The organism is Mesoplasma tabanidae, assembly GCF_002804025.1.
Lineage (GTDB): Bacteria > Bacillota_I > Bacilli_A > Mycoplasmatales > Mycoplasmataceae > Mesoplasma > Mesoplasma tabanidae.
The window spans coordinates 524697-550026 of sequence record NZ_CP024969.1; the positions used below are offsets into that span (position 1 = coordinate 524697).

At 29.0% G+C, this 25330-nt stretch carries 20 protein-coding genes, 1 rRNA gene and 1 riboswitch; all 21 genes read right to left on the bottom strand.

The annotated features are described in order from the left end of the window. Window positions 1-197 precede the first annotated feature (197 nt). Window positions 198-1722: ribosomal RNA gene (locus tag MTABA_RS02350) — 16S ribosomal RNA — on the bottom strand. A 251-nt stretch (window positions 1723-1973) separates the two neighbouring features. Continuing rightward, the gene (locus tag MTABA_RS02355; protein WP_100679856.1) at window positions 1974-2660 is read right to left on the bottom strand and encodes a type 1 glutamine amidotransferase domain-containing protein; all 687 of its coding nucleotides are present in this window, start codon (window positions 2658-2660) and stop codon (window positions 1974-1976) included. Window positions 2661-2677: 17 nt separating this feature from the next. Beyond that, window positions 2678-3910 (bottom strand): replication-associated recombination protein A, encoded by a 1233-nt coding sequence (locus MTABA_RS02360; RefSeq protein ID WP_100679582.1) that lies wholly within the window; start codon window positions 3908-3910, stop codon window positions 2678-2680. A gap of 51 nt (window positions 3911-3961) precedes the next feature. After that, window positions 3962-6325 carry an endopeptidase La gene (gene lon, locus MTABA_RS02365; RefSeq protein ID WP_100679583.1) on the bottom strand — a complete coding sequence of 788 codons (2364 nt, stop codon included), beginning with the start codon at window positions 6323-6325 and terminating at the stop codon, window positions 3962-3964. A gap of 110 nt (window positions 6326-6435) precedes the next feature. Then, the gene (tig, locus tag MTABA_RS02370) at window positions 6436-7716 is read right to left on the bottom strand and encodes a trigger factor (protein WP_100679584.1); all 1281 of its coding nucleotides are present in this window, start codon (window positions 7714-7716) and stop codon (window positions 6436-6438) included. Between the two features lie 18 nt (window positions 7717-7734). After that, window positions 7735-8034 carry an MMB_0454 family protein gene (locus tag MTABA_RS02375; RefSeq protein ID WP_100679585.1) on the bottom strand — a complete coding sequence of 100 codons (300 nt, stop codon included), beginning with the start codon at window positions 8032-8034 and terminating at the stop codon, window positions 7735-7737. 22 nt (window positions 8035-8056) lie between these two features. Next, window positions 8057-8614: an elongation factor P gene (gene efp, locus MTABA_RS02380; protein WP_100679586.1), complete on the bottom strand. Its 558-nt coding sequence runs from the start codon at window positions 8612-8614 to the stop codon at window positions 8057-8059. Between the two features lie 61 nt (window positions 8615-8675). After that, window positions 8676-9197: an ECF transporter S component family protein gene (locus MTABA_RS02385; RefSeq protein WP_167373328.1), complete on the bottom strand. Its 522-nt coding sequence runs from the start codon at window positions 9195-9197 to the stop codon at window positions 8676-8678. After that, complete coding sequence (fmt, locus tag MTABA_RS02390; protein ID WP_100679587.1) at window positions 9190-10131, bottom strand: methionyl-tRNA formyltransferase; 942 nt, start codon at window positions 10129-10131, stop codon at window positions 9190-9192. Before fmt ends, MTABA_RS02385 begins: the two co-directional genes overlap by 8 nt. Beyond that, the gene (locus MTABA_RS02395; protein WP_100679588.1) at window positions 10118-12247 is read right to left on the bottom strand and encodes a DUF2779 domain-containing protein; all 2130 of its coding nucleotides are present in this window, start codon (window positions 12245-12247) and stop codon (window positions 10118-10120) included. The genes fmt and MTABA_RS02395 overlap by 14 nt, the downstream gene beginning before the upstream one ends. A 116-nt stretch (window positions 12248-12363) precedes the next feature. After that, window positions 12364-12981, bottom strand: a complete 618-nt coding sequence (locus MTABA_RS02400) for a hypothetical protein (RefSeq protein WP_100679589.1) — start codon at window positions 12979-12981, stop codon at window positions 12364-12366. Between the two features lie 35 nt (window positions 12982-13016). Then, window positions 13017-14162 (bottom strand): tRNA 2-thiouridine(34) synthase MnmA, encoded by a 1146-nt coding sequence (gene mnmA / locus MTABA_RS02405; RefSeq protein WP_100679590.1) that lies wholly within the window; start codon window positions 14160-14162, stop codon window positions 13017-13019. Window positions 14163-14230: 68 nt separating this feature from the next. Then, entirely contained in the window at window positions 14231-15754 is a 1524-nt protein-coding gene (locus MTABA_RS02410; protein WP_100679591.1) for an NCS2 family permease, read from the bottom strand. Between the two features lie 85 nt (window positions 15755-15839). Further along, window positions 15840-15934, bottom strand: a riboswitch (purine riboswitch). A gap of 68 nt (window positions 15935-16002) precedes the next feature. Further along, complete coding sequence (gene dnaJ / locus MTABA_RS02415) at window positions 16003-17127, bottom strand: molecular chaperone DnaJ (protein WP_100679592.1); 1125 nt, start codon at window positions 17125-17127, stop codon at window positions 16003-16005. Window positions 17128-17184: 57 nt separating this feature from the next. Continuing rightward, window positions 17185-18963, bottom strand: a complete 1779-nt coding sequence (gene dnaK / locus MTABA_RS02420; protein ID WP_100679593.1) for a molecular chaperone DnaK — start codon at window positions 18961-18963, stop codon at window positions 17185-17187. A 22-nt stretch (window positions 18964-18985) separates the two neighbouring features. Then, window positions 18986-19549 (bottom strand): nucleotide exchange factor GrpE, encoded by a 564-nt coding sequence (locus MTABA_RS02425; RefSeq protein WP_100679594.1) that lies wholly within the window; start codon window positions 19547-19549, stop codon window positions 18986-18988. After that, window positions 19542-20570, bottom strand: coding sequence for a heat-inducible transcriptional repressor HrcA (gene hrcA / locus MTABA_RS02430; RefSeq protein WP_100679595.1), 1029 nt, complete (start codon window positions 20568-20570; stop codon window positions 19542-19544). The genes MTABA_RS02425 and hrcA overlap by 8 nt, the downstream gene beginning before the upstream one ends. Window positions 20571-20624: 54 nt before the next feature. Then, a complete protein-coding gene (locus MTABA_RS02435) occupies window positions 20625-22760 on the bottom strand; it encodes an ATP-dependent Clp protease ATP-binding subunit (RefSeq protein WP_100679596.1) in 2136 nt (711 codons plus the stop codon). 115 nt (window positions 22761-22875) lie between these two features. Further along, window positions 22876-23742 (bottom strand): thymidylate synthase, encoded by an 867-nt coding sequence (locus MTABA_RS02440; RefSeq protein WP_100679597.1) that lies wholly within the window; start codon window positions 23740-23742, stop codon window positions 22876-22878. Between the two features lie 58 nt (window positions 23743-23800). Then, window positions 23801-24748 carry a Holliday junction branch migration DNA helicase RuvB gene (gene ruvB / locus MTABA_RS02445; RefSeq protein ID WP_100679598.1) on the bottom strand — a complete coding sequence of 316 codons (948 nt, stop codon included), beginning with the start codon at window positions 24746-24748 and terminating at the stop codon, window positions 23801-23803. Further along, window positions 24741-25289: a Holliday junction branch migration protein RuvA gene (ruvA, locus tag MTABA_RS02450; RefSeq protein WP_100679599.1), complete on the bottom strand. Its 549-nt coding sequence runs from the start codon at window positions 25287-25289 to the stop codon at window positions 24741-24743. The genes ruvB and ruvA overlap by 8 nt, the downstream gene beginning before the upstream one ends. Window positions 25290-25330: the final 41 nt, after the last annotated feature.

Below are 25330 nucleotides of genomic sequence, written 5' to 3' on the forward strand. Positions count from 1 at the left end.
AAAGCAATTGATAATTGATTCAGTAAAATTTATTTTTATTTGTTAAAAATTGTTGATTTATTTTAATCTTTTACAATGCTTTTCATCTAATATTCAGTTTTCAAAGAACAATTCTCTTTCAGAGATTATATTTAAATAATCCCTGAAAACTAAATAGAACATATAATAGTCAATCTGTTTTGTTTTTATCTCCATAGAAAGGAGGTGATCCATCCGCACGTTCCCGTACGGATACCTTGTTACGACTTAACCCCAATCGCTAGTCCTACCTTGGGACGCGCCTTCCTTACGGTTAGGAAACGTACTTCTGGTATTACCAACTCTCGTGGTTTGACGGGCGGTGTGTACAAGACCCGAGAACGTATTCACCGCGACATAGCTGATTCGCGATTACTAGTGATTCCGGCTTCATGAAGTCGAGTTGCAGACTTCAATCCGAACTGAGACCGACTTTTTGAGATTAGCTCCCCCTCGCGAGATTGCGACTCTTTGTATCGGCCATTGTAGCACGTGTGTAGCCCAGGACATAAGGGGCATGATGATTTGACGTCATCCCCACCTTCCTCTAGCTTACACTAGCAGTCTCGTTAGAGTCCTCAACTTAATGTTAGTAACTAACGACAAGGGTTGCGTTCGTTGCGGGACTTAACCCAACACCTCACGGCACGAACTGACGACAACCATGCACCACCTGTATCAATGTTAACCTCCACTACATCTCTGTAGCTTTGCACTGTATGTCAAGCCCTGGTAAGGTTCTTCGTGTTGCTTCGAATTAAACCACATGCTCCACCACTTGTGCGGGTCCCCGTCAATTCCTTTGAGTTTCACTCTTGCGAGCATACTACTCAGGCGGAGTACTTAATGCGTTAGCTGCAGCACTGAGGTAATCCCCAATACTTAGTACTCAACGTTTACGGCGTGGACTACTAGGGTATCTAATCCTATTTGCTCCCCACGCTTTCGTGCCTCAGCGTCAATAATCAGCCAGTAAGCCGCTTTCGCCACTGGTGTTCTTCCATATATCTACGCATTTTACCGCTACACATGGAATTCCGCTTACCTCTCTGATATTCTAGTCCCGCAGTTTTCAAGGCGAACCGGAGTTGAGCTCCGGGCTTTAACCTCAAACTTGCGAAACCGCCTACGCACCCTATACGCCCAATAAATCCGGATAACGCTTGCCACCTATGTATTACCGCGGCTGCTGGCACATAGTTAGCCGTGGCTTTCTGGTAAGGTACCGTCAAGATAAGAGCATTTCCTCTCCTATGTTTTCTTCCCTTACAACAGAGCTTTACAACCCGAAGGCCGTCATCACTCACGCGGCATTGCTTCATCAGACTTTCGTCCATTGTGAAAAATTCCCTACTGCTGCCTCCCGTAGGAGTCTGGGCCGTATCTCAGTCCCAATGTGGCCGATCAACCTCTCAGTTCGGCTACGTATCATCGCCTAGGTGGGCCTTTACCCCGCCTACTAGCTAATACGCCGCATCCTCATCTTCTAGTGATCCAAACGGATCTTTGAATGTTTTCTCATGCGATAATAACATCCACATGCGGTATTACCTTTCGTTTCCAAAAGTTATCCCCCGCTAGAAGGTAGATTAGATACGTGTTACTCACCCGTTCGCCACTGAGGTGCAAGCACCTCCGTTCGACTTGCATGTATTAGGCATGCCGCCAGCGTTTATCCTGAGCCAGGATCAAACTCTCATTTTAAATTATTGTTTTGATTCTGACTATTATATTTTTTTGTATATTATTCTGTACTCAATTTGAAATTGTTACAGGATTGTACAATTGTTGTTCTATTTAGTTTTCAAAGATCATTTCCCAATCAGGGACTTTTTAATAATAGCACAACTAAATATTAAGTTGCAACTATTTTTTAAAATTTTTTCCAAAAAATAAAAAAAGACTTAAAAGTCCTAAAAGTAAAAAATTTTGTTTTATTCTTTTCATTATTTAAATTAAATAATTTCTAAAATTAATTTTGCTACTTTAATAACAGAAAAAGGATTTTGACCTGTTATTAAGTTTCCATCCTTTAACGCATAAGGTTTATAAAATCTTTTAGTTTTAAAATTTGCCTTATTTTTAATTGCTACTCTTTTATTAAGAAAAGGAACTTTTCTATATTTACCACTTAAAATTTCTTCTCATGTTGTAAATCCAGTAATGCTTTTGTTTTCAATAATAAATTTATTGTCTTCATCTTTTAAGTAAAGCAAACCTGCAATTCCATGACAAACCGAAGACACTATTTTGTTATTTTTGTAAATAGATAAAGCTATATCGTGAATCTCTTTATTATTTGTAAAATCTCACATTACTCCATGACCTCCAGTAAAATATATGCAATCATATTGTTCATTTTTTACATCACTTGGTTTTAATGAATTATTTAATGCTTTATCAATAAATCATCTTTCATTATAAAGTTTGATATCTTCTTCACTTGCATATTTCAAACTTCTTGGATCAATTGGAACTTTTCCGCCATTAGGGCTGATAAAATCAAATTCAAAATTAATTTCACTTTTTTGAAAAAAATTAATAAATTCAGTTGCTTCGCCAAGTCATAATCCTGTCTTTTCTTTATGTTTGCCATATTGTTTTGTGTTAGTTAATACAACTAATATTTTTTTAGTTCTCATAATTCCTCACTTAATTTTTATTTTTTCATCTCTTCATATAAAGATCAAAGTTTTCTTTCATAAGCAGAGTTTGATTTTGGTTTGAAGTATTTAATATTTTTTATTTCATTAGGTAGATATTGTTGAGCAACTCAGCCTTTTTCTTCAACATGCGGATACAAATAATTCACGCCCCTATTTAATTTAATAGCAGATTTGTAATGATTATCTTTTAAATGATCAGGAACATCATAGGCCATTCCATTTTTAACATCTTCAAAAGCTTTACCACTTGCCATTAATGCAGAATTAGATTTTTGACTTAAAGCCATTTCAATAATAACTAATCCTAATGGAATAATTCCTTCTGGCATTCCAATTTGTCTAAACGCATCACAAGCTTGCATAACTCTTGGAGGCAAACTTGGGTTTGCTAATCCAATGTCTTCATATGCCATAATTACCATTCTTCGCATTAAAGTTTCATAATCACCAATTGATAGTAATCTACTAAAATAATGTAAACTAGCGTCAACATCACTACCTCTAACTGATTTTTGTAATGCTGATTTTAAATCATGAAAATCATCACCAGTTGCTCCACTTGGGTTTTTACCTTGAGATATAACAGATGAAATTAAATCCATTGTTATTTCTTCACCCTTATATAATGAATTAAACAACTCAATATTATTTAAAAGACTTCTTATATCTCCACTATTAAGTTCACATAAATATTTAAGTGATTCAGGTTTAATATTAATATCAATTTTTTTATCACCAATTAATTTATTAACAAAATTAAAAGAATCTTCATGATTAACTCTTTTTAATTCTAGTATTGTTGCTCTACTTCTAATTGCTGGGTTTATTGTAAAGAATGGGTTTTCGGTAGTTGTTGCGAATAAATAAACATTCCCACTTTCCATAAAATTTAACAATATATCTTGCTTATCACGATTTAGTCTATGTATCTCGTCAATAATTAAAATAAATCTTTCCTTATTAATAGCTTTATCAATAATCTTAGTCAAATTTTCTTTTTTGTCATAACTAGCATTGAAGAGATCATATTCAATATTTAAATCGTTTGCTAATGCAATAGCAAAAGATGTTTTTCCAACACCACTTGGGCCATAAAAAATTAAAGATCTGCAAAAATTTTTACTAATCATTCTTTTAATTAATCCGTCTTCTTTTAATAAGTTTTCTTGTCCTATTATTTCAGAAGTTGATTTTGGTCTTAATAAATATGCTAATGGTGTATTCATAATTCCTCCTTAATAAAAAATAACTAGACCTTACTAGTTATTATTTTACTCTTATTTTGTTTCAAAAACTATGCCGAATACTTCTTCGTATTTTTCAGTTGGAATAATTTTTAACTTAGCTTTTACTTCATCAGGAATTTCATCTAAGTCTCTTTCATTTTTCTTTGGAATAATGATTGTTTTTAATCCACTTCTTGAAGCAGAAATAGATTTTTCTCTTAATCCACCAATTGGCAATACATTTCCTCTTAGTGTAATTTCACCAGTCATTCCAATTTCTTTTGAAACAGGTTTATCTGAAAGTGCAGAAATTAAAGCAGTTGTAATTGTAATTCCAGCACTTGGGCCATCTTTTGGAACAGCTCCTTCAGGAACGTGCATATGAATATCATTTTCTTCAAATACTTTTTTATCTACTCCGAATTTTTCAAAGTTTGACTTAACATAAGTTAACGCAATGGTTGCAGATTCTTTCATGACTTCACCAAGCTTACCAGTTAAAATTAAGTTTCCTTTACCAGGATATAAACTTACTTCAATCGGTAAAATATCACCGCCAAATTGAGTATATGCTAAACCTGTAACAACACCAATTTGAGATGCTTCTTGTTTTTCAGTGTGATCAAAAATTCTTTTACCTAATAATTCATTTACTTGTTTCTCGTCAATAACAATTTTATCCATTTCTCCATTTAAATTTTTAACAATATATTTTCTAATAATTGAATTTATATGTCTTTCTAACTGACGAACACCAGCTTCTCTAGTATAAAATTTAATTATTTCATTAATTGAACCTTCAGTAAATGAAATTTCATTTGAAGTTAATTCATGTTGTTCAATTGATTTTGGAACCAAATAGTCTTGAGCAATTTTAACTTTTTCAATTTCTGTGTAACTAGATAAATTGATGATTTCCATACGATCATATAATGCTTCTGGAATATCTTCAGGATAGTTTGCAGTTGCAATAAACATTACTTGACTTAAATCATAAGGTTCTTCAATATAGTGATCTGAAAACTCTTTGTTTTGTTCTGGGTCTAAAACTTCTAGCATTGCACTTGCAGGGTCTCCTCTTTGATCAGATGCCATTTTATCAATTTCATCAAGCAAGAATAATGGGTTTTTTACTTTTGCTCTTTTCATAGTTTGAATAATTCTTCCTGGCATTGATCCTACATAAGTTTTTCTATGTCCACGAATCTCTGATTCATCTTTAACTCCACCCAAACTTACTTTAACAAAGTTCTTACCAACAGCTTCAGCAATTGATTTTGCTAAACTTGTTTTCCCAACTCCTGGAGGTCCAACCAATGTAATAATTGGAGCTTTTAAAGATTTAGTTTTAGTTTTAACAGCTAAATATTCAATAATTCTTTCTTTCACTTTTTTCATTCCATAGTGATGTTTATCTAGAACATCTTTTGCGTATTTTAAATCTGTTAAATCTTCAGTTTCCTCTCATCAAGGTATGCTCATCATTCAATCAATATAGTTTTTTTCTGTATTTCATTCAGGCGTTCCTGATTGTAGAGCTTCAACTCTTTTGATTGAAGACATAATTTTTCTTTTAACTTCTTCTGGGAATGGTTCTTTTGCTAATCTCTCTTTGTATTTATCTAATGAACTATCATCTGAATCATCATTTTCTTCTAATTCGTCTTTAATAATTCTCATTTTTTCTCTTAAATAATACTCTTTTTGTTGTTTATCCATTTTATCTTTTAACTTATGATTTAATTCTTGCTCAATTTCATTTTTTTGTCTTGCTGCATCAATTGATTCAGCATTTCTAGTAATAATTCCATCTTCTGCAAAAATTATTTTCTCAATAATTGATCATCTTTGTTTTAAAGACGGTGATGTTATGTATTCTGGATTAGTTAAAATTTTTGAAGGTGCAAGTTTAAACATAATTGAATCAAAAGATAAACTTAAATCATCAGATTCACCTGATATTAATTGTTTAATTTGTTTTGTTACCAAACTTGCTTTAGTTTTGATAGCATCTGAAATTTTTTCAATTAATTCATTTAATTCTTTTTCGCTAAAATCATTAATTGATTCAATCAATTCAACTTCTGCATAAGCAATTTGATCTTCATTTTCAAAAAAATCAATTACTTGACATCTTTGAATAGGATTTGTACTAATTGTTAGCGAATTATCTTTTCATTCTTTGATTACTTCAAAATCAACTAATATTCCAAATTTATGTAAATCTGAAAATTCTGGTTTTTCAACAGAAGCATCGATTTGTGGTATTGCAATCATTTGATTATTTGAATTTTTAATTGCATAATTAACACTTGCTAATGTGTTTTTTCTTCCAACTTCTAAATTTTCTTTGATTCCAGGAACAATAAATGAACCTCTAATTTGGAAAATAGGTAGTTTTATTTTTTTACTCATTTTTGATAACCTCCTATGTGGTTAAGTATATATTATCATATTGATTAGCAATTACAATAGTAGAGTGCTAAAAATAAAAAAACCTTTTTCAGGTTTGCTTATTTTTATAATTATCCGTTATTTGAATATAAGAAGTCAACCAATAAATCATTGATTATTTCTGATTTTAACATTTCTGGATTTACCATAGTTTTAATTTGATCAGCAGGAATTCCAAATTGTGCTGCTAAGTTTTCAAATTTTTCATTAATTGCTTCTTCAGTAACTTTAAATTTTTCTTTGCTTCTAATTTCAGTTGTTACTAAGTAAGTTTCTAATTTATTTTTAGCATCAGCTAATAACTCAGCTTTAATAGCATCATCATTTAAACCAGTTACTTTTTTGTATTTTTTAATATCTAATCCTTGTTGTTTTAATTGAGCTTCAAATTCTTTTCTTAAATCAGCTGCTTGATTTTCAATAGCTGTTTTTGGCAATTCAATTTTTGAGTTTTTAATAACTTCAGCAATTAAATCATTAACAAATTGATTTTTAATATTTTGTGTTTTTTGTTTTGTAATGTCTTCTTTTACTTTTGCTTCAAATTGAGCAAAAGTTTCAACATTAGGTAAATTTAAATCTTTTACAAGTTCATCATCTTTTTTAGGTAATTCTCTTGCTTTAACTTCAATAATGTTTAACTCAAATGTTGCAGGTTTATTTGCTAGTTCAGCAGTATATCCTTCTGGAAATGTTACATCAATTTTAGCTTCTCCAAGCCCTAAACCAATCATTGAATCTTCAAATCCTGGAATGAATTGGTTTGAACCAATAACTAATTTGTGACCTTTAGCTTCTCCACCTTTAAAAGCTTCACCATTAACAAATCCTTTAAAGTCAAAAGTAACAATATCCCCTTTTTCAATTTTTGCATCAGCTGCTTTTGGTTTTTCCATGATGAATTGCTCACAATATTGTTCAATAACTGCTTCAATTTCTTCTTTTGTTACTTCAACAGTTTCTTTTTTAATTGTTTTAATATTTTTATACTCACCTAATGTAATCTCAGGTTTTAAATCAAATAAGAATTCAATAACTAATTCTTTTTCGCTTACTTTTGCTGGAACTGGTTCTGGTGAGTTCATTGGTTCAATCTTAACATCTTGAGCTCTTGCAAAATCAAACGCTGGAGAAACCATCATTCTGTAAGCTTCATTGTAAACTTTTGAAGGAGTCACATATTTTTCAGCTTGAGCAGCTGGAATTTTCCCTTTTCTGAATCCTGGAACTTCTAAGTTAGCAAGCACTCTATTTTTCGCTTTTTTTAAAGTATCAGTTCATTCTGTTCCATCAATAGTAACAATTCATTTACCTTGACCTTGTTCAATAATTTTTAATTCTGTGAATTTCATTTTTTATTCCTCGTTATTCTATCTTTTGTAAGCAATAGCAATATTCTTTGGCTTAATGCTTAAAGTTTTTACAATTATTTCTTCTACTATTTTATTAATTTGATTTTCTTCTAACATTTCAGTTTTATTTTTTAAATCAATTTTAATCAAAACATAAAGTAAGTTATCATGATATAAGTCTGTTAATACTTCAATATTGTTTACATTGTTTAAACCTGTGGCTGAACGCATTAAAATTGTATTTTGAATTAACTTATTTAAAGCATTAACTTCAATTTCTAATGCTCCACGATTATTTCTTTCAATTGAAATATACATATTATTACACCTCTTTTTTTTACTATTGAGCTCTACCGCTATATTTACCATCTGCTGTAGAAATAATAACTCTTGTTCCTACATTAACAAATAATGGAACCATAATATCTAATCCAGTTTCAACAACAGCTTTTTTTAATGCTCCACTTGTTGTATCACCTTTAACAGCTGCTTCAGCTTCTGTTACTTCTAATTCAACTTTATCTGGTAAAGAAATTCCTAAAACTTCTCCATCATATTCAGTCATTTTAATCATTAATCCATCTGTTAAGAATTTACTTTCTCATTCTAATCTAGTCATTGGAATTTGAATTTGTTCATAAGTATCTGTATCCATTAAGTATGCATCTGTATCATCATTGTATAAGTATTGCATATCTTTTCTTTCAATCATCGCTTTTTCAACTTTTTCACCACCTGTAAAAGTTATTTCGACTCTTGATCCAGTTCTTAAGTTTTTAGCTTTTACACTAACTTTTCCTTGTTGTCTTCCTGATTTTGAGAAAGACTGTTCAATAACAACAAATAAATTACCTTCGTATATAAATGTTGTTCCAGGACGTAAATCATTTACTGACATTTCTTTTCCTTCTTTCTTTTTTAAGATTTAATTTTAATCATAATAAATTATAGCATTTAAGCTAAAAGTTTGAAAGTTTTTCACTTAGTTTTGTTTTTGACAAAGTGAAATGCATAACTTCAAAAACGATTATTGAAACTATTCACTGAACACTATCAACAATTGCTTCTTTAACAGCTAATCCATTTCTTAATGCAATTTCTTGTGTATTTCAAACAACATAATATAAAAAAGGAATATATAAAAATACTAAACTAGCGGCCAAGACTACTACAATATGCTTTGTAATAACTTTTGATCCATACTTCATAATAAAAAACATAAGTACATTAACAAGAATTGTTATTCCCATAGTTATAACTGAATTTAAAACCAAATCCATTATTGCTCCATAAACAATTCCAGCAACCAACATTCCATACCCAGGGGTTAAATAACAAAAAACTAAATATAAACCTGTGGTAAATTGAATAGCTACTCCATCAGTAGTAAACAACATTGTCACTAAAGATAAGGTTACTAGTAATGCAGAGAGTATACTGATTAAACAAATATACCTAATTGATCATTTTTTTCTATTCAAAATGATCACCAACTTTTAGATCAGCTAAGTTAGTCAGTTTATATTCACTAGCTTTCATCATTTTTTTACCTGGCTTTTGAATTAATTCGATTTGCACTTGTCCATCTTTTGTCTGCACATCAATTCCATTTTCATTAATGTCAACAATTGTTCCAGCTCTTTTTTCAATCTTATTATTAAGAATTTTAACTTTTTGGATTTTATATCTTCTTTCGCCTTTAAACGTATGAGCTATTGGTCAAGGAGATAAACTTCTAACATGATTTCAAATATTTATCGATAAATCATCTCAATTGATTTTTTCTTCTTCACTTGTTATATTTTTTGAAAATGTTACTTCTTCTTCAACTTGAGCAATTGGACTTAATTCATTATTGAAAATTTTAACTAAATTTTCCTTAATCATTTTTTGGCCTAGCTTAGCTAATTTTTCAAACATTGTTCCTGTATCATCAAAATCTTCAATCTTTACAGATTCTTGAATGTAATAATCACCAGCATCCATTTTTTTAACCATTTTCATAATTGAAATTCCAGTTTCAGAATCTCCATTTTTAATAGCGTATTGAATTGGTGCACCACCACGATATTTAGGTAGCAAACTACCATGAATATTAATAGAATCAACTTTTGGTAAATCTAAAATTCTGGTAGGAACAAATTGACCATAAGCACAAGTTACAATAAAGTCACTCTCTATTTGTGCAATTTCATCATATGCTTCAGAAATTTTAATTGGTTGAATTATTTTTAAATTATTTTTTAGAGCAACTTCTTTTACTGGCGTTGGTTTTAATTCTTTCTTTCGTCCAACTGGTCTATCAGGTTGAGAAATAACTAAAACAACTTCTACATTTGGCATTTCAGTTAATGCTATTAAGATTTCTGCTCCAATTTGTGGAGTTCCACAAAATATAACTTTAATTTTTTCCATTGTAATCCTCCATCAACTCTTTAACTTTTTTAAGAATAACTACCATTGCTAAAGTATCTCTATCACAATATTTAAGCATTCCTTCCTTTACTTTTAAATCTCATGCTGCCTTTGGAATTCTACCATCAACAAATTTCCTAAATGTTTCACTAGCTTTATCGCCTTTATTAATTACTAAATCGTTATATGAAAAACTTGGATCTAAACTTGGTTGTGTTTTTTTAATTGAATAACTGCCTTTAAAATATGGATGATAAATTAAAAATGCTGGTCTTCCAGTTCCTTTTGTGTCGCTTGTGAAAAAATCCATTAAATCAACTGTATTTTGAATGATGTAAGCTAATGGTTTTGCGTATTTTGGAAACATCATTGCTAATTTTCTTAAAACACCTTGCTCAAAACTTTTATTATATGCCACATAAATACCTGGCCCATGCTTGAATGAATCTTTAATGAAGTTTTCAATAAATTTAATTCTTGGATCGGTATTTTGTTCATTACTTAAAAAACTATAGTGATACATTGTTTCTGGTTTATTATAATCATAGTTTTCATCAACAATTACATCAATTGAGTATTGAAATGGTGTTTGATAATAAGTATTAACTAAATTAAATCTTGGTATTGCTCATTTAGCTGTTTCAAAATCATACATGTATATAGGATATTCTTTATAAACACTTAATAAATTATTTATTCATTCAATATTATCAAAATCAATTATTCTTCATTTTGACTCATCATCAGGATATTGCTTTTTCAAATCATAAACTTCAAACATTCTTCTTGCTATTCTGTTTTTTTCAAAAAATGACTCACCTTTATTGTTTAGTACAATACTTGGTTCAAACAAACTTTCATAGTCTTTAAAGTACGGAGATTTTGAATTTCTGATAACATGCGATTTAAGAGCACGTTTAAATTTTCCAATGTTTCAAAAACCGGGTTCATTTTTATCAAATCAGTTCATCACATGATAGCAATTATCATATTGTTCATGATTAAACCCATGATCTCAATTACCAGCACGATCTTTGTTATAATTCAATGTACATTTTTTATTGTGGATGAATTCGGGAATTTCTCCATTTTCAGGTTTTATTTTTAAATAATTTGATAATGTTATAAATATTTGATCCAAATCAAACTTTTCTCTAAACATTTTTAACTCATCTTTTAAAGTAGGTCTTTTTGCATTTGTTCCATATGTTAAATAATCAAGAGCAACTAATTTTTCTAATTCAACTTCAATAGAATTATTATCATATTTAACTTCAAAATCACTTTTAACAAATTCTTCAATTTCTTCATATTTAATTTTTCCAAATTGATTTATAAACTCTTTAGCTTGATCACCAAAAGTTTTTGCAGTTATTATCAAATCAGAATTCATTACATAATCTGAATTAATTTTAGCTATACAAATATCATCAACAATAAATCCACATTTTTCTAAAACAAAAACTTGATACATTAAATCAAAGAAATGCTCAGCTTTAACTTTTGTTGTAGCTTTAGCTTCAATGATTTCAACGTGTTTATTTTCTTTAATTTTTAAAACATCACATCTTGTTCTAATCTTTTCATCATCATAACTGAATGCTGCTTCATAAATGTACTCACAGTTATCCTCATCAAGTAACTTTTTTGTTTTTTGTTCTGCTTCAAAGAATTTTAGTTCATCTAAATTTACTGTTATTTTTTTATTTGCTCTTTTATCGTTTGCTATAATATTTTTCATATCAAAATATTCTCTAACTTTATCACCAAAAGCATTACCATCTTCAATTGTTTCACCTGCAAATAATTCTGGATCAAATCCTGTTTCAGAATCTCAAGCAGAATTTCATCTTATAAGAAATTCTTCTTTTTCATTTTCATCTAAAGAATCAATGTTTAAATATGCAGAAAAAATATCAATTGATTCAGCTGATTCAGAAAATTCGTTTTCATCATCAAAATTAGCATCTGCATCAATTTCAAGAATTCTGTCTTTTTTTCATTTTACAGCATTAGTAAAATTTTCCTTATTATCCCAAATTCATGCCTTTTTAACACATTCCTTCATTGCCAATTTAAATGTTTCTTTATTAACTTTTGCACTCAATTTAAACATAATTATTCTCCTTATTAAACTTTATTATTTATATTTTATCAACTTTAGATATGTTATTAAGTTGTTATTAAAAATAACTTGTATTATGTTTACATAATTACAAGTTATTTGCTTTATTAATTTCCTTCTTTACTTCTGATAGGAACAAACTTTTCTTTATGTTCAGTTGTTCTTTGGATAACTGGATTTTTTTTGTTTTCTTTTGCTTCAGCCCTAATTTTTTTAATTTCTTCTTTTTCAATTTTAGCTAATTCTTTTTCTTTAATACGATCAGACTTTTTAAGTGCTTTTCTTTCTTCTTTAGTCAACTTGATTTCTTTTTGCCCAATAGCTATTCTTTGTTCAGTTTCGTCTAAATCTAAAATTGTGTTAACAACTCATTTTGTAGCATAATTTTTTTTATCAATTTTAGTTGTAATACCTTCAACTTCATAAGCTCTTCTTTCGATTGACTTTTGTGTTTTTGGTTCAATTAATTCAACAACAACATCAAACACATCACGGTATTTATATTCTGGACCTTTTCTTGAGTAAACTTTTTCAAACTCAACTCTAATGTTTTTTCTGTTATCTGTTTTTGCTAAAAATGCTTTAATTTCATTTCTAACTGCTTTATATCTTTGTTCTTTTTCTTTTTTAGCTGCTTTTTTACCAGTTATTGTTGTAATGATTACAAAACCTACAACAACAATAAGCATAACTAAAAGAATTATTAATCCTGCACTGTTACCCATAAAAATATCATTCCTTCTCTTTTATTTCATTATAATTATAAATTATTTTTTCTAAAATTATCTACTATGTCAATAATTCCTCCACCTAAACAAATCTCGTTTAAATAGAATACTGCTTCTTGTCCTGGTGTCACAGCTTTAACAACCGCATCATAAGTTACTTTATATTCATTATTTGTTATTCTATATAATTTAACTTTTACATCAGGTTGTCTATATCTAAATTTTGCTGTACATTCAAATTCATTAATATTATCTAAATATTTTGTTAAATCGATTGATCAATTAATTTCATTAACAATTGCACTATTTGATAATAAATAACTTTCATCGCTTGCTGGACAAACATAAATTATTTTTTTATCAATATCTTTTGTTGCTACATAATAAGGTTCTTTCATTCCACCTAAGTTAAGACCTTTTCTTTGCCCAATTGTGTAATACATTGCTCCAATGTGTTTTCCAACAACTTCATTAGTTTTGATATCAACAATATCCCCAGGTTGGTTTGAAATATAGTTTTGTAAAAATTTAGTAAATTCTCTTTCACCAATAAAACAAATTCCTGTTGAGTCTTTCTTATCAGCTGTTATTAATCCTTGTTCAGCAGCTATCTTTCTAATTTCAGGTTTTTCCAAACTTTGTAATGGAAATAAAGTTTTTGATAATTGTGTTTGAGTTAGCTGACATAAGAAATATGTTTGATCTTTATTTGTATCAACTGCACGAATCATTTCGTATTGTTTTGTTTGTTCATTGAATCTAACTCCAGCATAATGACCCATTGCAATATAATCTGCTCTTAATTCATTAATTGCATGATTTAAGAATTTATCGAATTTAATATATTTGTTACATAGTATATCTGGGTTTGGTGTTCTACCTTTTTTGTATTCTTTAATAAAGTATTCAAAAACATATTCTCAATATTCATGAACAAAATCAATTCTGTGTAATTTAATACCCAATTTATTAGCAACTTCTAAAGCATCTAAATAATCTTGTTCTTGAGGACATACTTCATTATCAATTTCTTGATTTCCTAAAATATCATTGTTTGCTGATGAATCTCAGTTTCGCATAAATAATCCTTCAACTTCATATCCTTGTTGAATTAGTAAATAAGCTGCTACTGATGAATCAACTCCGCCACTTAAACCTACAATAACTTTCTTTTTCATAGTTCCTCCTTACACAAAAAAATTACTCAAATGAGTAATTTAATTTTAACATATTTTTCTTATTCAAATTATATTTGTATGAATGCAAAAGCAATGAAATAAAAAATAAATAATAGAGATAAACAATAAACTGCTAGGTGAACTTTTTTGGCTTTACCAGTTATCATCATCATGAATGAATATCCTATAAATGCCATTGCTACACCATTAGCAATTTCATAAGTTGCTATCATAAATAAAATTGATAAGAAAGTAGGAACTAAGAATTCTGGTTTTTCTCATTCAACATGAGCTGCTTCTTTTATCATCATAATTCCAATGTATACACAAGCTGCACTTGTAATTGGTTGAGGAATTAATTTAAATATAGGAAATAATGCAATAGCTAATAAGAATAATACACCATTAACAATTGCAGCTAATCCTGTTTTTGCGCCTTGTTCAATTCCTGCTCCAGATTCAGCAAAAACTCCTAAAGGTGTTGTCCCTGTTACTGATGCCATCATTGTTCCAACTGAGTCAATTACCAAAGCTCTTTGGCTAATTTCTTTATGTTGATTTGTTTTATTATCAAGTTGATTTGTAAATGCTGCCATAGTTCCTGTAGCATCAAAGAAGTTAATTAACATAACAACAAATATTGAAATATAAGTTACTGGTGATGTTCAAATTTTACTTTTTCCGAATGCTTTAAATGTTGATTTTCAGTTTCATGCGAAACCATCAAAATCATATTTTCAACCTTCTCAATTTGATAAGTTTGCTTTATATAATAGGTCTTTATCATTAGTTATGTTTGTTGATGTTGCAATTATTATTGCAATTATTGACATTCCGATTAGAGATATTGCAACAGCACCTGGTATTTTTTTAAATGCTAAAAACAAAATTAGCATTAATGTTGCTGAACCTAAAATAATTGGCAAATAATTTTCTTTTAAAATTCCAAGTTTTGCAACTGGAATACCTGATGAATCCTTTCCTAATCATCCCATGCTAGCAATTCCAACATATGATATAAATAAACCAATTCCAATTCCAATTGCTAAAACAATTCCTTTTGGTATAGATTTAATGATGAACGATCTTAAAGGTGTTAGTGAAACTGTTACAAATACTATTGATGAAAGCATTGTAACAATCATAGCTCCTTCAAAACCTAATGTTCCACCAATGTTAAATGCAACTAATGCATTCATTCCCATTGAGGTAGACATTGCTACTGGAATATTGGCAAATAAGCCCATTAATATACAACAAATTCCTGAAACTAAAGCTGTTGCAAAAAATATTCCAAATTCATTCATTTTTGTTCCATCATTATTAATTGAACCTGTTTCAGAAACTAAAGACGGATTCACACTTAATATATACATTAATGCTAAAAAAGTTGTAACTCCACCAATAATTTCTTTTTTCATAATTGCACCTAAAGTATCAAACTTAAAGTACTTTTCAATTGAACGGATAGCTTTATTGTTGCTGAAGACAAAAGCTTCCTTATTTCTCTGAGCTGTTTGCTCAGGCGTTTCGTTTAAAAATAATTCAGACTCATTCTCAACTTGAGACTGTTTTAGACTTTTATTATCCATTTTGCTTATTCTTTCTATGTATAAAATTCAATGAAGAACTCAGCAAAAATAAAAAAGAGTTTTCACAGTACGCAAAAATACGTATAGTGAAAACTATAAAACTCATAATCTAACATTGGTGTTAGGTAGAGACTCCTTCCCGATATGAAGGATTATATAAGTTTTCATATTCATTTTATACTTAGTTATTTTATCTAATAAACTATTAATATTCAAATAAAAAAACCAACTTTAATTGTAAGTTGATTTTATTCAATATTATTTTTTGGTTCAAATATTGAAAGTTCTTCTAGATCCTTAAGAATTTTTTTCTCTTCTTTTGAAACTGAAGTTGGAACTGAAATATTAATTCTTATTAATAAATCTCCACGTTTATCAGATGTTTGATTTTTAAATAAACCTTTATCATGAACTTTTATTAGTTGTCCTGAGCGAACACCTTTTGGTAATTTCAATTTAACAGGCCCATCTAAAGTTTTAATAATAACTTCATTCCCTAAAATTGCATCAAGATATGAAATATTATAATTCATTATTAAATCATTTGAATTTTTAGTTAATTCAAATACATCGCTTCTAACAATGCCAACAGTTATATAAAGATCACCTGGTGTTCCACCTTCTAATGAAGCATGCCCCTGCCCACGCATAACAAATTGTTGACCAGGTCACAATCCTTTTGGCAATGGTATTTCAATTTCCTCTCTTTTTGTTTCGACACCTTTACCATGACAATTTTTACATTTGTTTTTAAATTCTTTTCCAATTCCATTACATTTATCACAAGTAATTTGATTTTGTACTTGGAAAGGACCCATTTGTTTGTTAACAATTATTTGTCCTGCTCCATTACATTTTGTACAAATGTGAACATCATCTGGATTTTCTGCTCCAACACCTTTACATTTCATACAATTTTTAATTAAATTTAAAACTGTTCTTTTATTAATTCCAAAAACTAATTCTCTGTAAGTTAAAGTTACTTCCAATCCTATATCTTGACCTTTTGCTGGTCCTCTTCTAGAAGAACGACCGCTTCTTCCTCCACCAAATAAGTCTGAGAAAATGTCACCAAAGTCCATTCCTCCGCCCATATTTGAGAAGAAATCTTCAAATCCTCCAAATCCAGAACCACCAAAACCTGAACTGCCATCAAAAGCAGCATGACCAAACTGATCATATTTAGCTCTTTTATCAGCATCAAGTAAAATGCTTGCAGCTTCGTTAACTTCTTTAAACTTTTCTTCAGCACCATTTTCTTTATTCATGTCAGGGTGATACTTCTTAGCAAGTTTTCTATAAGCACTTTTTATTTCTTGTTCTGTTGAGGTCTTAGAAACACCTAAAACTTCATAATAATCTTTTTTTGCCATGTTGTTTATCCTTTGTAAAAAATAAAACTAACAGTTGTTAGTTTTTTAAATTTAATTTTATTTATTTTCTTCTGAGTCTGAATTTTCTTCTTCTGGTTGAACACCTTGTGCTTGAGCAAATTGACTTGCCATTTGTATCATTTGTTCTAATTCATTTACTTTAGTTTCTAAAGTTTCATAATCTTCTTTTTCAATTAATACTTTAACCTCAGCTACCATTTTTTCAGCTTGTTCTTTTTGTTCTTGTGGAACTTCTTGTCCTTCTTGAGTTAGACTTGATTCAATGATTGCAACATAACTTTCTGCTTTATGTTTCAATTCAATATTTTTTCTTTTTAGTTCATCAGCTTCTGCATTTGCTTCAGCTTCTTTAATCATTTTTTCAATGTCAGCATCACTTAATGCACCTGAATTACTGATTGTAATAGATTTTTCTTCATTAGTTGCTTTGTCTTTAGCAATAACACTTACAATTCCATTTACATCAATTTTAAAAGTAACTTCAATTTGAGGAGTACCTTTTGGAGCTGGTTTAATTCCAGTTAATTGGAATTGACCTAATGATTTGTTATCAGCTGCCATTGGTCTTTCACCCTGTAATACATTAATATCAACTGCTGGTTGGTTATCAACTGCTGTTGAAAATACTTGTGTTTTTTCTGTAGGAATAGTTGTATTTCTATCAATTAATTTAGTCATAACTCCACCCATAGTTTCAATCCCTAATGATAATGGTGTAACGTCTAATAATAATACATCTGTAACATCTCCAGCTAAAACACCACCTTGAATAGCAGCACCCATAGCTACAACTTCATCTGGGTTAATTGAACGGTTAGGTTCTTTGCCTAATAATTCTTTAACAAGTTTTTGAACTGCTGGAATTCTTGTTGATCCACCAACTAATAAAACTTCATCAATATCACTAGCGCTTAATTTAGCTGCTTGTAATGCATCTTTAACAGGTTTTGAAGTTCTATCAACTAAATCTTTTGTAATTTTGTCAAACTCTGTTCTTGATAATTGAGTTGAGAATGAAACAGGTCCATTTTCATTCATTGCGATGAATGGTAAGTTTATTTCAACTTCTAATTGACTTGATAAGTTGATTTTTGCCTTTTCAGCTTCATCTTTTAATCTTTGTAATGCCATTTTGTCATTTTTTAAATCAACACCACTTTCAGTTTTGATTTTTTCAATTAATCAGTTAATGATTTGAGTATCAAAGTTATCTCCTCCAAGTTTGTTATCACCACTTGTTGATAATACTTCAAATGTTCCATCAGCTAATTCTAAGATAGAAACGTCAAATGTTCCCCCCCCTAAATCATAAACTAATACTTTTTCTTCTTTATCTTTTTTTTCTAAACCATAAGCTAATGCAGCTGCAGTAGGTTCATTAATAATTCTTTCAACTTCTAACCCTGCAATTTTACCTGCATCTTTAGTTGCTTTACGTTGTGAATCATTGAAGTAAGCAGGAACTGTAATAACAGCTTTAGTAATTTTTTCTCCAACTTTTTCTTCAGCGTATTTTTTCATGTATCTTAGAATTTCAGCTGAAATTTGTTCTGGTGTATATTGTTTACCATTTACATCAATTTTTTCATTTGTTCCCATTTTTGATTTAACTGAAATAACTACGTTTGGGTTTGTAACTGCTTGACGTTTTGCAGCCCCTCCAACAATAATATCTTCATTTTTAAATGCTACAACTGAAGGTGTTGTTCTTTGCCCTTCTGGGTTTTCTAAAATAATTGGTTGTCCACCTTCCATAATTGAAACAACTGAGTTAGTTGTACCTAAGTCTATTCCTATAATTCTTTCTTTTGCCATAATCTTTTTTCTCCTTTTAATACTATTTTGCTACTTTAACAATTGCGTGAATTAATATTCTATCGTGAATCATATATCCATCAGAAATTACAGACACTATTTTGTTTGATTCCATACCACTATCTTCTAGTGATTCATTTGCTTCATGTAAATTTGAATCGAATTCATCCCCCGCTTTTACGCCCATTGCTTTTATTCCATTGTTTTCAAATGCATTTTCTATTTGACTAATGATCATTTTAAAACCCATTAAATAGTTTTGCAACTCCGGACTTTCAGTTGGCGTATCAATTACTTTTTTTAATAAATCAATCGGTTTAATTAAGTCCTCAGCCAAATTGCTTGAACCATATTTTCTAACCAATGCCTCTTGTTCATTTCTCTTCTTAGTAAGATTTGCAATATCTGCATTTCTCAAACTTTTTTGAAATTCAATTTCTTTGTTGCAACTCTCAATTTGCTTTTCAAGATCTTGAATTATTTTTTTATAATCTTTTTTATCTTTTTTTACTTCTTCAATTTCAACTTTTCCGTCATTGTTTTCAACTGAAGTCTCTTCTTTATTTAATTCTTTTTCGTTATTCATCTTTATGATCATCTCCATTTATTATTTCTACTATCAAGTTAATTAATTGATTAGCTTGAGAATAATCAACCCTCTTAGGCCCAACAAGTGTTAACATTGTTGAACCCTGTTCAGTTTTAATTGCTGTTTCAACAATTGAAATATCACTTAAATCCTCAGATATTTCTTCACCTATCTTTGTACTAATTTGAATCATTTTTTGATTTGAACTGTAACTTACATCAAATCAATCAAATGGTGACATATTTTCCATAATGTTAATAACCTTTTTAAGTTTTTCTGTGTCATTAAATTCTGGATTATCCAACATGTTTTTCATTCCAACAATTTCTTTTTTAGATTCTTTTGATTGTAAAATGTTTGACATAAAAGTTTCTAAAATTAAATCATAGTTCTTTACAGTTGCTTCTAAGTTAGGTCTAATAAGTGATATGTTATTTTCTATTTCTTTAACTGGAGTATCAACTAAACAATCTGAAAACACTTTTATTGATATTGATAAATCTGATAATGATATATCTTTTAGATTGAATAATTGATTTTGCATTTCTCCATTTGAAAGAATGAAAATTACTGATGCCATAGTTTCTGATAATGGAATTAGGTCTATTTTTTTAACCATTAACTCACTATTTAAGTTTTGTTTAGTTACAATAGCTGTCATCTTAGTCATTTCACTAATTATTTGACTGGCCTGCTCTAAAACATATTCAATTTTTGTTCCACGTTGAAATAAAATTGATTTTAAGTTTTCTTTTAAACCTTCATTATAATCATCAAATTCCATTAAGTGATCAACATAATATCTGTACCCTTTTGTTGAAGGAACTCTTCCAGATGATGTGTGTTGCTTTTCTAAATAATTCATTTCTTCAAGTGCTGCAGAGTCATTTCTGATAGTCGCACTTGAAACTTGCATGCTAAGTAACTCTTGAATTCTTTTTGAACTAACAGCTTGATTAGTTTTAATATATTCTGAAACAATTACTTTTAAAATTTTAGCTTGTCTTTCGCTTAACATTTGATCACCTGTTTTTATTTTAGCACTCTATGTATTGGATTGCTACTTTTTTTCTTAATTTCTAACTTTTGATAGCACAAAGTCATCATTTTCAACTGTAATGGTATATCTTATATTTTCCTCAACTTCATCAGAAATGATTTTTTGAGCTAGCAATGTTTCAATATTTTTTTCAATATATCTTTTGATTGGTCTAGCACCAAATTGTTGATCATAACCTTCATCTATTATTTTATTTTTTGCTTTAATGTCGAAAGTTAAAAAGAAATTTTTATCATTTTCTAATCTTGTAGATAAAATGTTTAATTCTTTTGTTACTATTTCAGTTACATTTTCTTTTGACAATGGATTAAATATAACAACATTATCTATTCTATTTAAGAATTCTGGTCTGAAATGTTTTAATAATTCTGCTTTAATAGCTATTTTGCTTTCTTCAGAAGTTGAACCATTTTTTAAAATATATTCACTTCCTAAATTAGAAGTTAGAATAATTATTGTATTTTTAAAATCCACTGTTTTTCCTAAAGAATCTGTTATTCTTCCTTCATCTAAAACTTGCAATAGGATATTAAATACATCAGGGTGTGCTTTTTCTATTTCATCAAACAAAACAATTGAATAAGGGTTTCTTCTAACTGCTTCAGTTAGTCTTCCACCTTCTTCATATCCTACATATCCAGGAGGAGAACCAATTAATTTTGAAACACTATGTTTTTCCATGTATTCGCTCATGTCGATTCTTACCATTTTTTTACTTGAGTTAAACAATATATCAGCTAGACTTCTTGCTATTTCAGTTTTACCAACTCCAGTAGGTCCTAAGAATAAGAATGAACCAATTGGTTTATTTGGATCTTTAATCCCACTTCGACTTCTTAAGATTGCTTGAGACACTGCTTCAATAGCTTGATTTTGGCCTTTAACTCTCTCTTCAAGTGTTGTTTCAAGCTCTAATAATTTTGTTTTTTCTGATTCAACTAATCTATCAACTGGAATACCTGTTCATTTAGCAACTATTTCAGCTACATCTTTTTCTGTAACTTCTTCACTAACTAATGTTTCACGAGTATTTTTTTCAGTTTCACTTAATTGTTTTTCTAAACTTGGTAATAAAGAATATTGAATTTCACCAGCACGTTTATAGTTACCTTCATTTTGCGCAATTTCTAATTCATTTCTTAAATTTTCAATTGTTGTTTTAAAACTATTAATTTTTTCTAGTTCTGATTTTTGTTCATTTCATTCGCTATCTAATCTTTCTTGTTCAATTTTTGTTTTTTCTAGTTCTTTAACAGCTTCAGCTAATCTTTCTTTTGACTTGTCGTCTTTTTCCTTTGAAAGAGCACTTTTTTCAATTTCTAATTGCATAACTTTTCTATTTATTTGATCTAACTCAGTAGGCACACTTGCTAATTCAGTTTTAATAGTTGATGAAGCTTCATCAATTAAGTCAATTGCTTTATCTGGTAAGAATCTATCTGTTATATATCTATTTGATAAATTTGCAGCACTAACAATTGCATTATCATGAATTCTAACTCCATGATATGTTTCAAATCTTTCTTTTAATCCTCTAAGAATTGAAATTGTTTGATCAACAGTTGGTTCTTCAACCATCACTCTTTGAAATCTTCTTTCTAATGCAGAATCTTTTTCAATATATTCTCTATATTCTTTTAATGTTGTTGCTCCAATGGCTTTTAATTCACCTCTTGCAAGAGCTGGTTTTAGAAGGTTAGAAACATCCATTCCTCCTCCACTGCCAGTTTTGCCAGCACCAACAATTAAGTGAAGCTCATCAATAAATAAAATTATTTCACCCTCTGATTTTTTAATTTCGTTAACTATAGCTTTAACTCTTGATTCATAATCCCCAAGATACATAGCTCCAGCCATTAAACTTCCCATATCTAATTCTAAAATTCTCTTACCTTTTAAGATTGAAGGTACATCTCCTTTAACAATTCTTTGAGCTAAACCTTCAACTACAGCTGTTTTACCAACTCCTGGCTCACCAATTAAAACTGGATTATTTTTAGTTTTTCTTGAAAGAATTCTAATAACCCTTAAAATTTCTTCTTCTCTACCAATGATTGGATCTATTTTACCGTCTTTAGCTGCTTGAGTTAAGTCACGTGTATATTTTTCTAATGCGTTTACTTCTTCGCCTTTTTGTTGAAATTCCATATTAAATTCCCTCCTCGTAAAAACCTTTTTCTTAGGTTTGATATTATATTAATACATAATTTTAGCAAAGTCAATAATAGAGTGCTAATTAACAAACTAAAGAAAAAAGAAGTTACTAAACTGCAACTTCCCCTGTTATTTTTGCATGACTTTCATAACCTTCAATTTCAATATCATTAAATTCTATATCAAAAATTGACTTATCTGAATTTATCTTAATATTGCATAATGGCAATGGTTCTCTATTTACTTGTTCATTAATTTGATCTAAATGATTTAAATAAATATGTGCATCACCAATTGTATGAACAAAGTATCTTGCTTTTAAATTACATTCTTTTGCTATTAATTCCATTAGCAGTGCATATGAAGCTATATTAAAAGGAACTCCTAAGAATACATCTCCGCTTCTTTGATACAATTGTAAATCCAATCAACCATCTTTTGAAACATAAACTTGTCAAAATGAATGACATGGAGGTAATAACATGTTATCTACTTCTGCCGGGTTTCATGCTGAAACAATATGTCTTCTTGAAAATGGATTCTTTTTAATATCATTAATTAATTTAGCAAATTGATCGACTCCGCCAAAGTCTCTTCATTGTTTTCCATAAACAGGACCTAAATCTCCTCATTTATTACAAAAATCATTATCGTTTTTTAATCTTTCAACAAATTCTTGTAAAGTTTCATTATTAAATTCAGCTGATTTTTTGAAATTATCATAAGGTCATTCATTTCAAATTTTTACATTATTATCAACTAAATATTTTATGTTAGTATCACCCTTAATGAATCATAACATTTCATGAAAGATTGCTTTATAGAAAACTTTTTTTGTTGTTAATAATGGAAAACCTTCACGTAAGTCATATCTTTTTTGAACACCAAACTTAGATATTGTTCCTGTGTTTGTTCGATCTTCTCGTTTTTCTCCATCTTTTAAAATTTCATTAACTAATTCAATATATTGTTTCATGTTCAATCTCCCTTATTCAATGTAAAGATTATAATTCTAAATTTATTATTTTTCTTTTTTAAATATATTGATTTTTATTTTTTTCTAAATATTGTTTTCCTTTAATTGTTATTTGTCTACCACGACCTGTTTTGACTATTAATCTCTCTTTTAAAAATATTGGTTCCATGTTATTTAAAATTGTTTGATTTGGAACATTTATTATTTGAGCTAAACTATCTAAAGATAATATATTATTTTCAGATAAAGTTAATAAATAGTCCAAGTCTTTTTCATTTAACCCATACTCATATAAACCCATTTGCTTAAAAACTCAAATTAAATTATCACCTGATAAGTCTTTTATTTTTTCTGTTATCAAGAAATCATATATTCTTTTAACTAAATTAATAGCAACTCTTGGTACTAATCTCGAATATTTAGCGATTATTTTAGCATCATCAATTAATATTTTTTGGTCCAGCTTATTAAAAGTATTAATAATAATTTTTGTTAAGTCATCCTGATTGTATCTTTCTAATTCAAATTGGATAGGGAATCTATTTAAGAATGGAAATGGTAATCTATTTATTTCTGTTGTTGCAGTAATGATAGTAAAGTTAGGAAGTTTAATATTAACAATTTTTGAATTGTACTCTTTCCCTATAATAATACTTAACTTATTTTCTTCTAAAACAGGATATAGAATTTCCATAATATCTTTACTAACTGAATGAATTTCGTCAATAAAAAGAATTTGTCTTTCCTTAATACTAGTTAGCACTGAAATTAAATCACTTGGTTTTTGTAAACTTGGTCCATTCACAATATGAATCTTTGTTTTTAAAACTTTGCTTAATAAATAAGCTAAACTTGTTTTACCCATCCCACTTGGTCCTGAAAAAATTATAGGATCTAAAACTTTATCTTGTTTGATTGCTGATTCAATACATATCTTTAAGTTTTTAATTACTTTTTCTTGTCCAATATATTCACTTCACTTGCTTGGTCTAAAATCTTTACTCATTTCCTATTTGTTCCATAACTATTTTAGTGATTTCATCAACTGATAGCGAATTGTCAACCTTAACGATATTACGCATTATTGTTTTATATGAAAAACCAAGTTTAACTAATGAAGTAATAATTTTTTCCTTTTTCTGTGTGATTTTATTTTTAAAGAAATGTTTTTGTAGTTCTTCAATTATTAGTTTTGCAGTATATACACCAACACCCTTTAATTTAGCTAACTTATCAACATCATATTGCTCAACCATTAAAATGAATTCATCAAAAGAAAAGTTATTTAATAAGTAAAAGGTTGTTTTTAAACCTACTGTTTTGATTTTCACTAATTCTTTAAACAGATTTCTTTCATCTTTAGATTTAAAAGCAATTTCCGTTGATTCAAATTCAGTATTATGATCAACAATATAAAGTTTAATATCTTGCTCATTATCATAATTATCTTTTGTTAGATATAAAAAATATTCACCCTTATTTTGATATTCAACATATAAGTAATTATCATCAATTGAATTAATATTACAAATTAAATAATCCTTCATCAATTTCACCTCATATAGTTATTACAGAAAAAAAATAAAAA